Origin of the sequence: Streptomyces sp. NPDC058579 (assembly GCF_042718575.1) — a bacterium.
In the GTDB taxonomy this organism is placed as follows: Bacteria; Actinomycetota; Actinomycetes; order Streptomycetales; family Streptomycetaceae; genus Streptomyces.
Genome location: NZ_JBHXPI010000007.1, coordinates 128,412 through 143,303, shown reverse-complemented (window position 1 = coordinate 143,303; position 14,892 = coordinate 128,412). Strand labels below are relative to the sequence as shown.

15 protein-coding genes are annotated in these 14,892 nt (G+C 71.6%); 7 read left to right on the top strand and 8 right to left on the bottom strand.

The window, feature by feature from the left end:
• The first annotated feature begins 121 nt into the window (after positions 1 to 121).
• Positions 122 to 568, top strand: coding sequence for a DUF2550 domain-containing protein (locus tag ACFWRO_RS12350; protein ID WP_384508258.1), 447 nt, complete (start codon positions 122 to 124; stop codon positions 566 to 568).
• Between the two features lie 74 nt (positions 569 to 642).
• On the opposite strand, the gene ACFWRO_RS12345 is transcribed toward ACFWRO_RS12350, so the two are convergent.
• The 3 genes from ACFWRO_RS12345 to ACFWRO_RS12335 all read right to left on the bottom strand — a co-directional run bounded on the left by ACFWRO_RS12345 (position 643) and on the right by ACFWRO_RS12335 (position 4,473).
• Positions 643 to 2,487 carry a glycosyl hydrolase family 18 protein gene (locus tag ACFWRO_RS12345; RefSeq protein ID WP_384508256.1) on the bottom strand — a complete coding sequence of 615 codons (1,845 nt, stop codon included), beginning with the start codon at positions 2,485 to 2,487 and terminating at the stop codon, positions 643 to 645.
• A gap of 130 nt (positions 2,488 to 2,617) precedes the next feature.
• Positions 2,618 to 3,268: a response regulator gene (locus ACFWRO_RS12340; protein ID WP_384508253.1), complete on the bottom strand. Its 651-nt coding sequence runs from the start codon at positions 3,266 to 3,268 to the stop codon at positions 2,618 to 2,620.
• Positions 3,256 to 4,473 carry a sensor histidine kinase gene (locus tag ACFWRO_RS12335; protein WP_384508250.1) on the bottom strand — a complete coding sequence of 406 codons (1,218 nt, stop codon included), beginning with the start codon at positions 4,471 to 4,473 and terminating at the stop codon, positions 3,256 to 3,258. Before ACFWRO_RS12335 ends, ACFWRO_RS12340 begins: the two co-directional genes overlap by 13 nt.
• A 155-nt stretch (positions 4,474 to 4,628) precedes the next feature.
• Between ACFWRO_RS12335 and ACFWRO_RS12330 the strand changes: the two genes are divergently transcribed.
• Entirely contained in the window at positions 4,629 to 5,213 is a 585-nt protein-coding gene (locus ACFWRO_RS12330) for a hypothetical protein (RefSeq protein WP_384508247.1), read from the top strand.
• Here ACFWRO_RS12330 and ACFWRO_RS12325 read toward each other — a convergent pair.
• Genes ACFWRO_RS12325 through ACFWRO_RS12315 form a run of 3 tightly spaced genes read right to left on the bottom strand, consistent with a single transcriptional unit; the run spans position 5,210 to position 7,334 of the window.
• Positions 5,210 to 5,782: a cob(I)yrinic acid a,c-diamide adenosyltransferase gene (locus tag ACFWRO_RS12325; protein ID WP_361959586.1), complete on the bottom strand. Its 573-nt coding sequence runs from the start codon at positions 5,780 to 5,782 to the stop codon at positions 5,210 to 5,212. The genes ACFWRO_RS12330 and ACFWRO_RS12325 overlap by 4 nt on opposite strands.
• Before the next feature lie 13 nt (positions 5,783 to 5,795).
• The gene (locus ACFWRO_RS12320) at positions 5,796 to 6,545 is read right to left on the bottom strand and encodes an ABC transporter permease (RefSeq protein ID WP_384508244.1); all 750 of its coding nucleotides are present in this window, start codon (positions 6,543 to 6,545) and stop codon (positions 5,796 to 5,798) included.
• Positions 6,546 to 6,560: 15 nt separating this feature from the next.
• Positions 6,561 to 7,334 carry an ABC transporter ATP-binding protein gene (locus ACFWRO_RS12315; RefSeq protein WP_384508241.1) on the bottom strand — a complete coding sequence of 258 codons (774 nt, stop codon included), beginning with the start codon at positions 7,332 to 7,334 and terminating at the stop codon, positions 6,561 to 6,563.
• A 72-nt stretch (positions 7,335 to 7,406) separates the two neighbouring features.
• On the opposite strand from ACFWRO_RS12315, the gene ACFWRO_RS12310 reads away from it, so the two are divergent.
• The 4 genes from ACFWRO_RS12310 to ACFWRO_RS12295 all read left to right on the top strand — a co-directional run bounded on the left by ACFWRO_RS12310 (position 7,407) and on the right by ACFWRO_RS12295 (position 12,329).
• Positions 7,407 to 8,042 (top strand): TetR/AcrR family transcriptional regulator, encoded by a 636-nt coding sequence (locus tag ACFWRO_RS12310; protein WP_384508238.1) that lies wholly within the window; start codon positions 7,407 to 7,409, stop codon positions 8,040 to 8,042.
• Between the two features lie 130 nt (positions 8,043 to 8,172).
• The gene (locus ACFWRO_RS12305; protein WP_384508236.1) at positions 8,173 to 9,021 is read left to right on the top strand and encodes a 3-hydroxyacyl-CoA dehydrogenase family protein; all 849 of its coding nucleotides are present in this window, start codon (positions 8,173 to 8,175) and stop codon (positions 9,019 to 9,021) included.
• A 126-nt stretch (positions 9,022 to 9,147) separates the two neighbouring features.
• Positions 9,148 to 9,471 (top strand): STAS domain-containing protein, encoded by a 324-nt coding sequence (locus tag ACFWRO_RS12300; RefSeq protein WP_024761898.1) that lies wholly within the window; start codon positions 9,148 to 9,150, stop codon positions 9,469 to 9,471.
• Positions 9,472 to 9,779: 308 nt separating this feature from the next.
• A complete protein-coding gene (locus tag ACFWRO_RS12295) occupies positions 9,780 to 12,329 on the top strand; it encodes an ATP-binding protein (RefSeq protein ID WP_384508233.1) in 2,550 nt (849 codons plus the stop codon).
• A gap of 80 nt (positions 12,330 to 12,409) precedes the next feature.
• Here the strand turns inward: ACFWRO_RS12295 and nucS are convergent, their stop codons facing one another.
• On the bottom strand, positions 12,410 to 13,081 hold the full coding sequence (gene nucS / locus ACFWRO_RS12290; RefSeq protein WP_384508230.1) for an endonuclease NucS: 672 nt from the start codon (positions 13,079 to 13,081) through the stop codon (positions 12,410 to 12,412).
• A gap of 229 nt (positions 13,082 to 13,310) precedes the next feature.
• Here nucS and ACFWRO_RS12285 point away from each other — a divergent pair, with 229 nt between their 5' ends.
• Entirely contained in the window at positions 13,311 to 13,703 is a 393-nt protein-coding gene (locus ACFWRO_RS12285) for an SCO5389 family protein (protein WP_384508227.1), read from the top strand.
• Positions 13,704 to 13,825: 122 nt separating this feature from the next.
• On the opposite strand, the gene ACFWRO_RS12280 is transcribed toward ACFWRO_RS12285, so the two are convergent.
• Positions 13,826 to 14,860, bottom strand: coding sequence for an LLM class flavin-dependent oxidoreductase (locus tag ACFWRO_RS12280; protein WP_384508225.1), 1,035 nt, complete (start codon positions 14,858 to 14,860; stop codon positions 13,826 to 13,828).
• Positions 14,861 to 14,892 lie beyond the last annotated feature (32 nt).

The window sequence follows — 14,892 nt, the reverse complement described above, 5'->3', positions numbered from 1 at the left end:
CTCAGCCGCGGCACGGCTGGAATTATCCAGACCGTGTCGCGGCTGAGGCGATGCAGATGCAGGTTGTATTCGGTTACGCCGGCGAAGCCGGTCACGGGACGCAGCGAGGAGGTCGGTGAAGATGTTCCTCGCTCTGCTCCTGGGCGGCCTGGTCGTCGCACTGGTGGTGATCGGGCTCTTCGTCTTCGGCTTGCGGCGCAGGCTGATCCAGCGTGCCGGCGGCACCTTCGACTGCTCCCTGCGCTGGAACGTGCCCGAGGAGCCGGACCCGTCCGGCAAGGGCTGGGTGTACGGAGTCGCCCGCTACAGCGGTGACGAGATCGCCTGGTTCCGGGTCTTCTCGTACGCTCCCCGCCCCCGCCGCGTCCTGGAGCGCTCGGCCATCGAGGTCGTGGACCGCCGGATGCCGGAGGGCGAGGAGGAGCTCGCGCTCCTTTCCGACGCCGTGATCCAGGGCTGTATGCACCGGGGGATCCGGCTGGAGCTGGCGATGAGCGAGGACGCTCTCACCGGCTTCCTCGCGTGGCTGGAGGCGGCGCCTCCCGGCCAGCGAGTGAATGTGGCGTAACTCTGTGGACGTACGACGGCGGGGACGGTGTGCTGCACCGTCCCCGCCGCGTTTTCGTGGGCCGACTCAGACCGCTAGTTCAGCCCGCTGTTGATGGCGCCGACCAGCTCGCCGTTGCTGGTGTCGCCGCTGAACTCCCAGAAGAACGCGCCGCCCAGACCCTGGTTCTTCGCCCAGCTCATCTTGGACGTCACCGTGGCCGGGGTGTCGTAGCTCCACCAGTTGCTGCCGCAGTGCGCGTACGCCGTACCGGCTACCGTGCCGTTGGCCGGGCAGGAGTTCTTCAGGACCTTGTAGTCCTCGATGCCCTGCTCGTACGTGCCGGCCGCCGGGCCCGTCGCCGTGCCGCCGGGGGCGGACTGGGTGACGCCGGTCCAGCCGCGGCCGTAGAAGCCGATGCCGAGCAGCAGCTTGTTGGCCGGGACGCCCTTCGCCTTGAACTTGGCGATCGCCTCGGCGGAGTTGAAGCCCGCCTGCGGGATGCCGGGGTACGAGGTGAGCGGGGAGTGCGGGGCCGTCGGGCCCTGCGCCGCCCAGGCGCCGAAGAAGTCGTACGTCATCACGTTGAACCAGTTCATGTACTGCGCGGCGCCCGCGTAGTCGGCGGCGTCGATCTTGCCGCCGGTCGAGGCGTCGGCGGTGACGGCCGCGGTGACCAGGTTGCCGGTGCCGAACTTGGCGCGCATGGCCTGCATCATGTTCTTGAAGGAGGCCGGGCCGCTGGTGTCACAGCTCAGACCGCAGGCGTTCGGGTACTCCCAGTCCAGGTCGATGCCGTCGAAGACATCGGCCCAGCGCGGGTCCTCCACCAGGTCGTAGCAGGACTGCGCGAAGGCCGTCGGGTTCTGCACGGCCTGGCCGAAGCCGCCGGACCAGGTCCAGCCGCCGAACGACCACAGCACCTTGATGTGCGGGTACTGGGCCTTGAGCTTGCGCAGCTGGTTGAAGTTGCCGCGCAGCGGCTGGTCCCAGGTGTCGGCCTTGCCGTCGACGGACTGGTCGGCGGTGTACGCCTTGTCGTAGTCGGCGTAGGCGTCACCGATGGTGCACCGGCCGCCCTGGACGTTGCCGAAGGCGTAGTTGATGTGGGTGATCTTGGCCGCGGAGCCCGACGTCACCAGGTTCTTGACGTGGTAGTTGCGGCCGTAGACGCCCCAGTTGGTGAAGTAGCCGAGCTTCACCGTGTTGCCGACCGGCGGGTCGCCGCCGCCCGTGGTGCGGACGTTCGCCGCGCCGCTGGCCGGGCCGGTCTGGTCGATGGTGTCGCGGGCGACGACCGTGTAGCTGTAGTTGGTGCCCGCGGTGAGACCGCTGTTGGTGTACGTGAGCCCGGTGACCGTGGCGACGGTGGTGCCGTCGCGCTTGACGTCGTAGTTCTTGATGCCCTTGTCGTCGGTCGCGGCGGTCCAGGTCAGCTTGACCGAGGTGTTGGTGATGTCGGAGGCGACCGGGGTGCCGGGGGCGGAGGGCGCGTTGTCGCCGGGCTGGGTGGTCCCGTCGCACGTGCCGCCGTTGACCTTGCAGCCGCTCGGGGCGCCGGAGCCGCTGCCGTTGAAGCCGAAGGAGACGGAGGCGCCGGGGGTGAGGGTGCCGTTCCAGCCGACGTTCTTGGCGGTCCAGTGGGTGCCGGAGCTGGTGACCGTGGCGTCCCAGGCGGAGGTGACGGCGGTGCCGGCGGGGTAGTCCCACTCGACGGTCCAGGAGGAGAGCGTGGTGGTGCCGGTGTTCTTCACCGTCCACTTGCCCTCGAAGCCGGTGCCCCAGTCGGAGACCTTGGTGTACGAGGCGGTGGCCGCGGCCGCGGCCTCCGCGGGTGCTGCGAGGCCGACCATGGCGGCCAGGGGCAGGATCAGGGCGGTCAGTCCGGCGGCGGCCCGGTGTCTGAACCCTGTTCTGCGCGTCGGTGCTTGAGTGCTCAACGGTGCTCCTCAAGTTGCGGACGGACGAACGAGAGATGGGGGTGGTCCGTGAAGGTGCGCGCGCCCCGCGAGCGTAGGAAGGTCTGGACCAATCGTCAAGAGGTCCAGACCAACGTTGGCAATGGGTGGTTCAGACACCCAACTCCCGTGCCAGAACAGCCGCTTGAGCCCTGCTCCGTACCTCCAGTTTCCCCAGCACCTTGGAGACATGGGTCTTCACCGTCGCCTCAGCCATGTCCAGGCGGGCGGCGATCTCCGCGTTCGACAAGCCCTGCGCCAGCGCCCCGAGCACCTCCCGCTCGCGGGGCGTCAACACGTCCAGTACGGACCGGTCCGCACCGCTCGGCGCGCGCCGAGGGCCGCGCGGGGAGGCGAACTCGGCGATCAGCCGCCGGGTCACCGCCGGGGCGATCAGGCCCTCGCCGCGCGCCACCGTCCGTACCGCCTCGATCAGGTCCTTCGCCTCGGCGTTCTTCAGCATGAAGCCCGCGGCCCCGGCCCGCAGGGCCCCGAAGACGTACTCGTCCAGATCGAAGGTGGTCAGCACGAGCACGTCGGCGAGTCCCTCGGACACCACGTGCCGGGTCGCCGTCACCCCGTCCATCCGGGGCATCTGAATGTCCATCAGGACCAGGTCGGGGCGCAGCTCGCGCGCCAGTTCCACCGCGCGCTCGCCGTCCGCCGCCTCCCCGACCACCTCGATGTCCGGCGCGCTGCCCAGGATGAGGACCAGTCCCGCCCGGACCGCGCTCTGGTCCTCGGCCACGATCACCCGAACCATGCCTGCGGCTCCTTGTCGCTCGTCCCCACGGGCAGGACCGCCCGTACCCGCCATTCTTTCCGGCCGTCGTCCGCCGTCACGGGACCGGACTCGAACTCCCCGGAGAGCAGCGCCACCCGCTCCTCCATCCCCACCAGACCCGCCCCCGAGCCGGGCGCGCGCGGCCCGGGCCGCTCCCCGCCGAGCGCGCTGGTCACCAGGACGGTCAGCGCCCCGTCCGGCCGACGGCCGAGCTCCACCCGCACCTCGCCCGGCGCCGCGTGCTTGAGGGCGTTGGTCAGCGACTCCTGCACGATCCGGTACGCGGCCAGCTCGACCGGCGCCGGCAGCGGGGCGTCCTTGCCCGACCGGGCGTCGTCAAGCGTGAACGTGAGCCCGCTCGGCTCCCCGCTGGCCCCGGCCTGGCGCACAAGCGCGTCCAGGCCGTCGAGGGTCGGCGCGGCCGCCGGTTCGGCGTCCCCGCTGCTGTCCCGGAGGAGCCCGATGAGGCGCCGCATCTCCGCGAGCCCCTCCACGCTGTTCTCCCGGATCACGGTCAGCGCCTGCCGGGTGGTGGCCGCGTCGTCCAGGGAGAGCGCGGCCGTGGAGTGGATCGCGATGGCGGAGAGATGGTTGGCGACCATGTCGTGCAGCTCGCGCGCCATCCGGGCCCGCTCGGCCACCACCGCGTGCGTACGGTCCATCTCGGCGAGCAGCGCGGTCTGTTCGGCGCGCAGCCGCGCGGCATCGGCGGCCTGGCGGTGGTTGCGTACGACCGCTCCGGTCATCGCGGGCAGGAACGACACCATGCCCGTGATCACGCCGACCAGGATCGCGACGGCGTTCTGCCACCAGACGAGGAAGCCGATCGTCACGCCGATGGTGATGAGCCCGGTCGTGTACGGGATGCGGCGGGCGGCGGCGGGGGAGCCGTACACCACCGCCGCGTAGACCAGGTCCGTGAACATCAGCGCGGTCACGAGGCTGCCGTAGGTGAACTGGTCCGCCACCAGCGCGAGCGTGCCGACGACCAGGGCGGTCTGGGGCATCGCGCGGCGCAGGGTCTCCATGGCGGCCATCACGAAGAGCGGGACGAGGGTCGCCCACCGCTCCTCGATCAGGCGGCCGGTCTGGATGTGCAGGCCGAAGGACCACATCAGCAGCCCTATGGCGAGGCCGCCGGCGGCGATCAGCAGGTCGTCCCGGTGCGGGCGGGGGAGTGTCACGTGTCCATCCAACACGCAGCCCGGCCGCCGGGCCTCGACGTCCGGGCCGATCCGCCCCTCCGTCGAAGGATGTAGTCGCACTTCGTCACTGGCGACGACGATCCGCGCCCGGCGCCGGGCGACGCTGAGGGGGACGTACGAAAAGGAGTACCGCCGTGATCGTCACGCTGATCGTGATCTGCGAGGTCGGCTTCTGGGTTCTGCTGGCCGCCGGTCTCGCCACCCGCTATCTGCTGAAGATGCCCCGGACGGGTCTCGCGCTGCTGCTGTGCGAGCCGCTCCTGGAAGTCCTGCTGCTCGTCGTCACCGCGATCGACCTCAAGAACGGGGCCGAGCCGAGCTGGCGCCACGGGCTCGCCGCCGTCTACATCGGCTACACCGTCGGCCACGGCCACCGCACCGTGAAGTGGCTCGACGGCCACGCCGCCCACCGCCTCGGCGGCGGGCCGCCGCCGGTGAAGCCGCCCCGGTACGGCATGGCGCGCGCCCGCCACGAGGGCAAGGTCTGGCTGGGCTCGGTGACGGCCGCGGCCGTGGCGTCCGGGCTGCTGCTCCTCGCCACCTGGTACGTCGGCGACGACGGCGACACGGACTCGCTGAAGAGCTGGATCTACATCGCCTGGCGGACGGCCGGCATCCACGGCCTGATCGCGCTCAGCTACACGATCTGGCCGAAGAAGGCGCCGGAGGGCGAGGCCGGGAAACTCCCCGCCCGGGACCCGGACCGGGACCGCGTCTAGCGGTCCCCGCCCGGGACCCAGAGCACGTCGCCGACGTCCTTGTTCGCCGTCCTGGCGAGGATGAAGAGCAGATCCGACAGGCGGTTCAGGTAGGTCGCCGTCAGGGGGTTCATGGCCTCGCCGTGGACCTCCAGGGCCGCCCACGTGGAGCGCTCCGCACGGCGGACCACCGTGCACGCCTGGTGCAGCAGGGCCGCACCGGGCGTGCCGCCCGGCAGGATGAAGGAGCGCAGCTTGTCGAGCCGCTCCAGGAAGCGGTCGCAGTCCGCCTCCAGCTTGTCGACGTAGGACTGCTCGACCCGCAGCGGCGGGTACTTCGGGTCCTCCACGACCGGCGTCGAGAGGTCTGCGCCGACGTCGAACAGGTCGTTCTGGACCCGGACGAGGACCGTCACGACCTCCTCGTCCAGCTGCCCGAGGGCGATGGCCGTACCGACGACGGCATTGGCCTCGTTGGCGTCGGCGTACGCCGAGATCCGCAGATCGGTCTTGGCGGTCCGGCTCATGTCGCCCAGCGCGGTGGTGCCCTGGTCGCCGGTACGGGTGTAGATGCGCGTCAGATTGACCATGGGTCCAGCGTAGTTACGCTCCGGCCCTCAGGTAGGTCCGTGTGCCCACCGTCACGGAGACCAGCGTGAACCCGACGGCCACCAGGACGCCGTACAGCATGGTCGCCGTCGCGTACTGCCCGACGTACGCGTCCCGTACCGCGTCCACCAGATAGCGGAACGGCATGAGGTGCGAGAGCACGTTCAGCCAGGTCGGCGCGAGCGCCATCGGCAGCATGAGACCGGACAGCAGCATCGCCGGCAGCGTGAGCGCGTTGACGGCGGGGCCGAACTCCGTCGGCGTGTTCACCTTCAGCGCCAGCGCGTACGAGAGCGCGGCGAGGGAGAAGGTCAGCAGGGCGACGAAGACGAAGCCGATGAGGACCCCGGCGAGCGGGGCGCGCAGCCCCATCGCCAGCGCGGCGAGGACCAGGAGCACGGCCTGGAAGACGAAGAGCGAGGCGTCGCGCAGGAGCCGGCCGAGGAGCAGCGCGAGCCGGCTGACCGGGGTGACGCGCATCCGCTCCACCACGCCCCAGTTCTTCTCCATGATGAGCGAGAACCCGGCGAACGAGGCGCCGAACAGGCCGAGTTGGAGCAGCAGGCCGGGGACGAGGATCTGCCAGGAGTCGCCCTCGCGGCCGAGCGGCAGATCGCTGAGCAGCGGTCCGAAGAAGAGCAGGTACAGCAGCGGCATCAGGGCGCCGAAGAAGATCTGGAACTTCGAGCGCAGGGTCTGGCGGGCGTAGCGCCCGAAGACGAGCGCGGTGTCGTGGAGCAGCAAGGCGAGTCCTGGGTCCTAGACGGTTACGGGTGTGGGGTCGACGGGGGCCGGGCCGCGCCCGGTGATTGCGAGGAAGGCGTCCTGGAGGGTGGTCACGCCGTGCTCGGCCTTGAGCCCGGCGGGGGTGCCCTCGGCGATGACGACGCCCCGGTCGACGATGACCAGCCGGTCGGAGAGGGCGTCGGCCTCGTCGAGGTAGTGCGTGGTGAGCACGACGGTCGTGCCGTGCTCGTCGCGCAGCCGGCGCACCAGCGCCCACAGGTCGGCGCGGCTGCCGGGGTCGAGCCCGGTCGTCGGCTCGTCGAGGAAGAGCACGTCGGGGCGGTGGGCGAGGCCGAGCGCGATGTCGAGGCGGCGGCGCTGACCGCCGGAGAGCGCGGACGGGGAGCGGTCGAGGACCTCGGTGAGGCCGAGCTCCTCCGCCAGCTCCGCGGCGCGGGCGACGGCGTCCGCCTTGGAGAGCCGGTACAGGCGTCCCTGCATGACGAGTTCGGAGCGGACGGTCTCCTGCGGGTCGACCCCGCCGGACTGGGCGACGTACCCGATCCGGCTCCGTACGGACGCCGGGTCCGTGAGCAGGTCGTGGCCGGCGATGGTGGCCGCGCCGCCGGTGGGCGGGAGCAGCGTGGTGAGCATGCGCAGGGTCGTGGTCTTCCCCGCGCCGTTGGGGCCGAGGAGGCCGAGGATCTCGCCGCGCCGAACGGTGAGGTCGATCCCGCGGACCGCCTCCACGGGGCCGTTCTTGGTCGAGAAGGTCCGGGTGAGCCCGGCCGTACTGATGATGGGCATGGTGACTACAAAAACAGAGTCACTGAAATTTTGCAACGCCTCCAAAATTTCAGGCGGACCTAGAATGACGCCATGGCAGAGGGGCTGAGGGAGCGCAAGAAGCGCCAGACGAAGCAGCGGATCTCCGACATCGCGACCGGGCTCTTCCTGGAGCACGGCTTCGTGACCGTGACCATCGCGGAGATCGCGGAGGCCGCGGACGTCTCCGTCAACACGGTGTACAACTACTTCCCCGCCAAGGAGGACCTCTTCCTCGACCGGATGGAAGGCGTCACCCTCCGCGTCGCCCGGATGATCCGCGGCCGCGACACGGGCGAGTCCGCGGCCGACGCCGTCCTGCGCGAGCTGCGCCAGCAGATCGGCGCCGTCTCACCCGCGTACGGACTCATGGACGGCTTCGACGCCTTCATGAACGTCATCGAGCACGCCCCCACCCTCAAGGCCCGGCTCTTCTACCTCCAGCAGCAGGTCCACGACGCCGTCGTCGCCACCCTGCGCGAGGAGACCGGCGCGGCCGAAGACGACCCGCTGCCCCTGCTCGTCGGCGGTCAGCTCGCCTGGATCGAGAACACGGTCGTCGGCTACATCACCCGCCAGATGTCGGCCGGCGGCAAGGCGACCCGGGTCTCCCGCGAAGCGCTCGTCCTCCTCGACGAGATCGAGGAGCTGCTGAGCGAACGGGTCCTCACGTACGCCGTACGGGGGTAACCGGCCTGTCGTGAGTGTGACGTCCGTCAAACCGGGCGTGACGCGCGTTACTTCACGGTCACTTCGCGCTCCCCGACCGCTAATCTCCGCCGGAGAGCCAGATGTGAACAGGCGTTGAGGGGTGGAAGACGTGGCCAGGAAGCTTGCCGTCATCGGAGCCGGACTCATGGGGTCGGGAATCGCACAGGTCTCGGCCCAGGCGGGCTGGGACGTCGTGCTGCGTGACGTCACCGACGCCGCGCTGACCCGCGGCACCGACGGCATCAAGGCGTCGTACGACCGCTTCGTTGCCAAGGGCAAGCTGACCGCGGAGGACGCCGAGGCCGCCCTCGGCCGGATCACCGCCACCACCGAACTCGAAGCCGTGGCCGACGCCGACGTCGTCGTGGAGGCCGTCTTCGAGAAGCTGGAGGTCAAGCACGAGATCTTCCGCTCCCTCGACAAGATCGCCAAGGACGGCGCGGTCCTCGCCTCCAACACCTCCGCGATCCCGATCACCAAGATCGCCGCGGTCACGGAGCGGCCGGAGGCCGTCGTCGGCGCCCACTTCTTCTCGCCGGTCCCGATGATGCAGCTCTGCGAGCTCGTCCGCGGCTACAAGACCAGCGACGCCACCCTCGCCGCCGCGCGGGAGTTCGCCGAGTCGGTCGGCAAGACCTGCATCGTCGTCAACCGCGACGTCGCCGGCTTCGTCACGACCCGCCTCATCTCCGCGCTCGTCGTCGAGGCCGCCAAGCTCTACGAGTCGGGCGTCGCCTCCGCCGAGGACATCGACATCGCCTGCAAGCTGGGCTTCGGCCACGCCATGGGGCCCCTTGCCACCGCGGACCTCACCGGCATCGACATCCTCGTGAACGCCACCTCCAACATCTACACGGAGACGCAGGACGAGAAGTTCGCGCCCCCGGAGCTGATGCGCCGGATGGTGGACGCCGGTGACATCGGCCGCAAGAGCGGGCAGGGCTTCTACGAACACTGATCACCGACGGGTGTTCGGCCCACACCCCATCGGGTGAATTCGGTATCAGTTCGCTTACAAGGCGCAACGCTTCTGCGCCAACGACAGTCAGTTGTTGCAAAGACGGAGCACTCCCGGGGAGCGCATATGCACATCAGGGGCGACCATGTCGAGCTGGTCGTCGGGGGCCGCCTCGACGTCCGTAGCGCGGCGGACGCCCGTACGGTCCTGCACTCGGCCGTCGACGACGGAGTCGGCGATCTGGTGCTCGACCTGACCGGTCTCGACTCCTGGGACGCCACCGGACTCGGGGTCATCATGGGCGCACACCGGCGGGCGGGCCGCTGCGGACGGCGGCTCGTGCTGCGCGGGGTGCCGCCCCAGATGCAGCGTCTCCTCGTGGCGACCCGGCTGCACCGGATCCTCGCCATCGAGGGCGGGCTCGCCGCGGAGTCGCTGCCGCGCGTCTGAACCGGCGGCACGTCTGAACGGTCAGTGCGTCTGAACCGTCGACACGTCGGCATGTCGGCATGTCTGAACGTCGGCACGGCGGTTGTGAAGCTGTTGTGCGAAACCGGCGACCCGTCCCAATCTCGACGGACCGTGACGTCTTGGTCGGGGCAGCACCCCGGATGTTCCGGGAATCCCGAAGAAGGTCTAGGGTTCGGTCGCCCGCCCATTGACGAACCCACCCGGCGGGCACCGGACCAGAAGCGACAGCGAGCGTGCAGATCGGCCGGAGGGGCTTCCGCACGCGCCGCTTTTGGGGGGCTTTGACCATGGACCCGATGAACCGGGGGCCGGAAGACTACGGCCACGACACCGAGGGTGACGACGCCCGCGACGGACGCGGCGGCCCCGCGGGCGACCGCGGACCGGCCGCCGCCGCCACCCGTGCCCGCACCGCCCGCGTCGTCTCCGGCGACCTGCTGCTCACCGTCAACCCCGTCGACGGCAGCGAGATCGAGGCCTGCCCGCCCGGCGAGCAGCCCGCGCCCTCGCGCCGGCGTACCGCCCAGGAGCGCGCCGAGGCCGCCCGCGCGGCCACCCCGCCCGTACCGGCCGGACCCGCCTCCCCCCGGCTGCCCCTGCTCGAACGGCAGGAGGAGCACGAGCGCCTCGTCCAGCTCCTCGCCCGCGGCCGCTCCGTCCGCGTCACAGGACCCGCCGGCTCCGGCCGCACCGCCCTCCTCGACGCGGTCGCCGCCGACTGCGCCGACCTCGCGCCCGACGGCGTCGTCCGGCTCTCCGGCCACCACCGGACCCCCGCCGAGCTGCTGTACGAACTCCTCGGCACCGTCCGGCACGCCGCCGACCACCGCCCCGACCGCCCGGGCCTGCTCGACCTGGTCCGCGACATCGGCGCCGTCGTCCTCGTCGACGACCTGGAGTTCGGCGGCGCGACCCTGGACGAGCTCCTCTCCGCCGCGCCCGAGTGCGCCTTCCTGCTCGCCGCGACGCCCGACGTCCAGGCCCCCTCCGCCGACGCCCACCTCGACGAGGTCGCGCTCGCCGGCCTCGGCCGCGCCGCCTCCCTCGAACTCCTGGAGCGCGTCGTCGACCGGCCGCTCACCGACGACGAGGCCAACTGGGCGGGCGACCTCTGGTTCGAGTCCGAGGGCCTGCCGCTGCGCTTCGTCCAGGCGGGCGCCCTGCTCCGGCAGCGCGACCGGCTCCGGGTCACCCCGGCCGAGTTCGACGCCTTCGGGGCGGCCGCCCAGGAGGAGACCGTCCCCAACGAGTTCGACGCCTTCGGCGCCCTCGACGACGCCTTCGGCCCGGCCGCCGAGACCCCCGCGCCCCAGCAGGACCCCGCCGACATCGAGCTGCGCGAGATACCGCTGCCGAGCCTCGGCGAGGGCGCCGCCCCCGCCGCCCTGCTCGCCTCCCGGCTCAGCCGCTCCGCCCAGGACACCCTGCGGTTCGCCGTCGCCCTCGGCGGCGAGGTGCCGCACCAGGCCCACCTGCCCGCGCTCGTCGGCGACACCCACGCGGACGCCGCCCTCGGCGAACTCATGGCCTGCGGACTGCTCTCCCCGGTCGGCACCCGCTACCGCCTCGCCGCCGGAGTCCTCACCCAGCTCCTCGCCCACGGCTACGACGAGGACGCCACCACGCGCGCCCACACCGTCGCCCAGCACTACGCCTGGTGGGCCGGACACCCCTCCGTCACGCCCGCCCGCGCCGTCGCCGAGGCCGATGCCGTCCTCGCGGCCCTGGCCGCGATCGTCCCGGGCTCGGACCCCGAGCACCCCGCCACCGCCGTCCTGCTTGCCCGCAGCGCCGCGCCCGCCTTCGCGGCCGGCCTCCACTGGGGCGCCTGGGAGCGGGTCCTGCGCGGCGGCCAGGAGGCCGCCCGGCTGGCCGGCGAGGTCGCCGAAGAGGCGTACTTCCACCACGAGTTGGGCGTCCTCGCGCTCTGCGCCGGGAACCTGGAGCGGGCCCGCGCCGAGCTGGAGGCCTCGATCGGCATGCGCGGCGTCCTCGCCGACAAGCGCGGCACGGTCGCGGGCCGCCGGGCGCTCGCCCTGGTCGCCGACCGCGCCGGAGTCCCGCACGGCGACGAGCCGTCCGCCGCGCGCCACGAGGGGCCCGTCTCCCCGCCGCGCGGCATCCCGAAGGCGGCCCTCCCGGCCTCCCGGGCGGCGGCCGCGGCGTCTCCGTTTGCCAAGGCCCCTGCGGCCGTCCCGCCCTTCCCGGACTTCGCCGACGAGGGCCCGACCCTCATCACGCGCCCGGACGCCCTCACGGGTGACGGCGGTACGAAGCGCAGCCGCCGGGCCGGCATCCTCGCCGGGGCCCGGCGCAACGTGGTCGCCGTCAGCACGGGAGCGCTCCTGGCCGCCGTGCTCGGCACCGTCGTGACCATCGGGGCCACCTCCGGCGACTCCGAGGACCCGGGCACAGGACGCGTCACCTCCGACCGCACGGCCGACGAGGAGACCGGCGACACCGTCCTGGACGCCGACGAGCCGACCGACGGCGCGACGAACGGCCCCTCGGGCAGCGCCTCGCCCACCCCGTCCGGCTCGACGAGCCCGGGCACGCCCACCACGTCCGGCAGTCCGTCCACCACGCCGTCGGGCGCCCCGACCACGACGGCGCCCCCGACGGGCTCCCCGGTCCCGACGACGACGCCCCCGCGCCCGACGACGAGCCCGACGCGGACGACGAGGCCGACGCCTTCGCAGTCGACTTCGCAGTCTCCGTCGCCGTCCCAGACGCCGTCGCAGTCCCCGACATCGACCCCGAGCACCACGGTGCCTCCGGAGGCTCCCAGTAACTCAGCCTCGGGCGACTCCACCGGCTCGACCGGCAACCCGGCCTGACGCGAGGCCGCCGAACACGACGAACGGCCCCGGGTGCGATCACCGCACCCGGGGCCGTACGCGTAAGACCGTACGAAGGGTCAGAACAGCCGCAGCTTGTCGTCCTCGATACCGCGCATTGCGTTGTAGTCGAGCACCACGCAGTCGATGCCGCGGTCCGTCGCGAGCACGCGTGCCTGCGGCTTGATCTCCTGGGCCGCGAAGACGCCCTTCACGGGCGCGAGGTGCGGGTCGCGGTTGAGCAGCTCCAGATAGCGGGTCAGCTGCTCCACGCCGTCGATCTCGCCGCGCCGCTTGATCTCCACCGCGACCGTCGCCCCGTCGGCGTCCCGGCACAGGATGTCCACCGGGCCGATCGCGGTCGGGTACTCCCGGCGGATCAGCGTGTGGCCGTCGCCGAGGGTCTCGATGCGGTCCGCGAGCAGCTCCTGGAGGTGCGCTTCCACGCCGTCCTTGATGAGGCCCGGGTCCACGCCCAGCTCGTGCGAGGAGTCGTGGAGGATCTCCTCCATCGTGATGATCAGTTTCTCGCCCGCTTTGTTGATCACGGTCCAGATGCCGGCCTCGCCGTCGACCCCCTCCTTGAGGGTGCAGGGCGGCGACATCCAGTTGAGCGGTTTGTACGCCCGGTCGTCCGCGTGGATGGAGACGCTGCCGTCTGCCTTGACCAGGATCAGACGGGGAGCGGAGGGCAGGTGGGCCGTGAGCCGGCCCGCGTAGTCCACGGAACAGCGGGCGATGACGAGACGCATGGTCGGCAACGCTACAAGACGCATGCTCTTCCGCGCGATTCGGCTCTTAACGCCCGCTGGACGAGGGTCACTTATTGGCCGGTTGTGTTCCCAATCTCCTGGTGCGCTCCGAAGGACGCGCTTACCGTGGAAGCAGGAGGTCGCCGTCCGTGCACGCAGCGTGTCGCACGGGGGTTCCTTCATCCCTGCCCGTAAGACCCCGTCCGTCGGGGTCGCGAGAGGAGAACCCATGTCGCTCGACGTCTCACCGGCGCTGTTGGAACAGGCCGAGCGAGGCGAGGTCGACGAAGCCGACTTCGTCGACTGCGTCCGGACCTCCCTGCCCTACGCATGGGAGATGATCAGTTCTCTGGTGGCTCAGCTGAAGGTCGACGGCGGCGAGTTCGCCGACAACCAGACGCCGCCGCCGAACGAGCAGGCACGTGGTCAGCTGTTGCGTGCACTCGCGAGTGATGCCATCCGTGGTGCGCTGCAGCGGCACTTCGGGGTGCGTCTGGCCTTCCAGAACTGCCACCGCCTCGCGGTGTTCCCGCTCGACCCCGCGGTCGACGAGCGGCTCGCCCGCTTCACCTCCGTACGGGGTCAGCTGCTCAACCAGTCGCCGGAACTGCGCGACTGCTGAGGCACGGCGGGTGCCGCCGCTCCGCATCGCGGGAGACGCGAACGATGCGGGAGATGCGGAGCGGCGGCATCGCCACGAGCCCCAGCACGTCCGCCCCTCACCATGCACTCGGGTCCATGGCCTCAGACCAGCAGGGGAAGCACCTCGGCGCCGAGCCGTCGTACGTTCTCCTCGGTGGCCGCGAGGTCGCCCGTGCCCTCGGCGAGCAGCGCGAAGCGTGTGATGCCCGTGCGCTCCGAGGTCGCCGCGAGCCGGTCCGCCGCGCGCCGTGGCGTGCCCACGGGGTGCAGCCCGCACAGCAACTCGGTGTACGCGACGGGGTCCCGCATCGCGCGGTGCCGGCCGTCCACGGTCACATGGGCGTCCAGGCCCTGCTTCAGCCAGCCGGGCATCGCCTTCACCAGTGCCTCGGTCGCCTCGCGCGTACGGTCGGCGAGCTGGGCGACGCCCGCCGAGACATGGTTCGCGCCGATCCGCGCGATCTCGTCCGGAGTGCGCCCCGCGTCCCGGGAGAAACGTTCCCACGCGGCCACCATCTCGGCCTTCTCCTCGTCGCCGCTGTGCATCCCGAGCAGCATCGGCAGCCCGCGCCGGGCGGCCAGCTCGACGCTCTTGGGCGAGGTGCAGGCGACCACCACCTCGGGCGACGCGTCCCCGCCGATCAGCTCGCCGGGGCGGGGGACGACGGCCACCTCGCGGAAGGCGAATCGTTCTCCCTCGGCGGAGACCCGGGGTTCCGTCAGCCAGCGCAGCAGAAGGTCGAGGGATTCGGGGAACCCCTGTTCGTACGCCTTCAGGCCCGCGCCGAACACCTCCAGGTCGACCCACGGCCCGCCCCTGCCGACGCCGAGCGTGAAGCGGCCGCCGGAGGTCAGGTGGAGCAGGGCGGCCTGCTCGCCCAGGGCGACCGGATGGACCGTCGGCAGCACACTGACCGCCGTACCGACCCGGAGCCGGCGGGTCCTGCCCAGCAACACCGCCGCCAGGGTCACGGCGGACGGACAGACTCCGTACGGGACGAAGTGGTGCTCGGCCAGCCAGACGGAGTCGAGCCCCGATTCCTCGGCGACCTCGGCGGTCCGCACCGCCCGGTGCAGTGCCTCGCCCTGGCCCTGGCCCGGGAACTGGGCGGCCAGAACAAACGTACCCACGCGCATCGCCTTCTGCCTCCTTGCGGCCGACGCGGTTC

Excerpts from the sequence above, each read along its gene's own strand:
- ACFWRO_RS12350 (WP_384508258.1), top strand. The coding sequence starts at position 122 with ATGTTCCTCGCTCTGCTCCTGGGCGGCCTGGTCGTCGCACTGGTGGTG.
- ACFWRO_RS12340 (WP_384508253.1), bottom strand. The coding sequence starts at position 3,268 with ATGGTTCGGGTGATCGTGGCCGAGGACCAGAGCGCGGTCCGGGCGGGA.
- ACFWRO_RS12325 (WP_361959586.1), bottom strand. The coding sequence starts at position 5,782 with ATGGTCAATCTGACGCGCATCTACACCCGTACCGGCGACCAGGGCACC.
- ACFWRO_RS12315 (WP_384508241.1), bottom strand. The coding sequence starts at position 7,334 with ATGCCCATCATCAGTACGGCCGGGCTCACCCGGACCTTCTCGACCAAG.
- ACFWRO_RS12310 (WP_384508238.1), top strand. The coding sequence starts at position 7,407 with ATGGCAGAGGGGCTGAGGGAGCGCAAGAAGCGCCAGACGAAGCAGCGG.
- ACFWRO_RS12300 (WP_024761898.1), top strand. The coding sequence starts at position 9,148 with ATGCACATCAGGGGCGACCATGTCGAGCTGGTCGTCGGGGGCCGCCTC.
- ACFWRO_RS12295 (WP_384508233.1), top strand. The coding sequence starts at position 9,780 with ATGGACCCGATGAACCGGGGGCCGGAAGACTACGGCCACGACACCGAG.
- nucS (WP_384508230.1), bottom strand. The coding sequence starts at position 13,081 with ATGCGTCTCGTCATCGCCCGCTGTTCCGTGGACTACGCGGGCCGGCTC.
- ACFWRO_RS12285 (WP_384508227.1), top strand. The coding sequence starts at position 13,311 with ATGTCGCTCGACGTCTCACCGGCGCTGTTGGAACAGGCCGAGCGAGGC.
- ACFWRO_RS12280 (WP_384508225.1), bottom strand. The coding sequence starts at position 14,860 with ATGCGCGTGGGTACGTTTGTTCTGGCCGCCCAGTTCCCGGGCCAGGGC.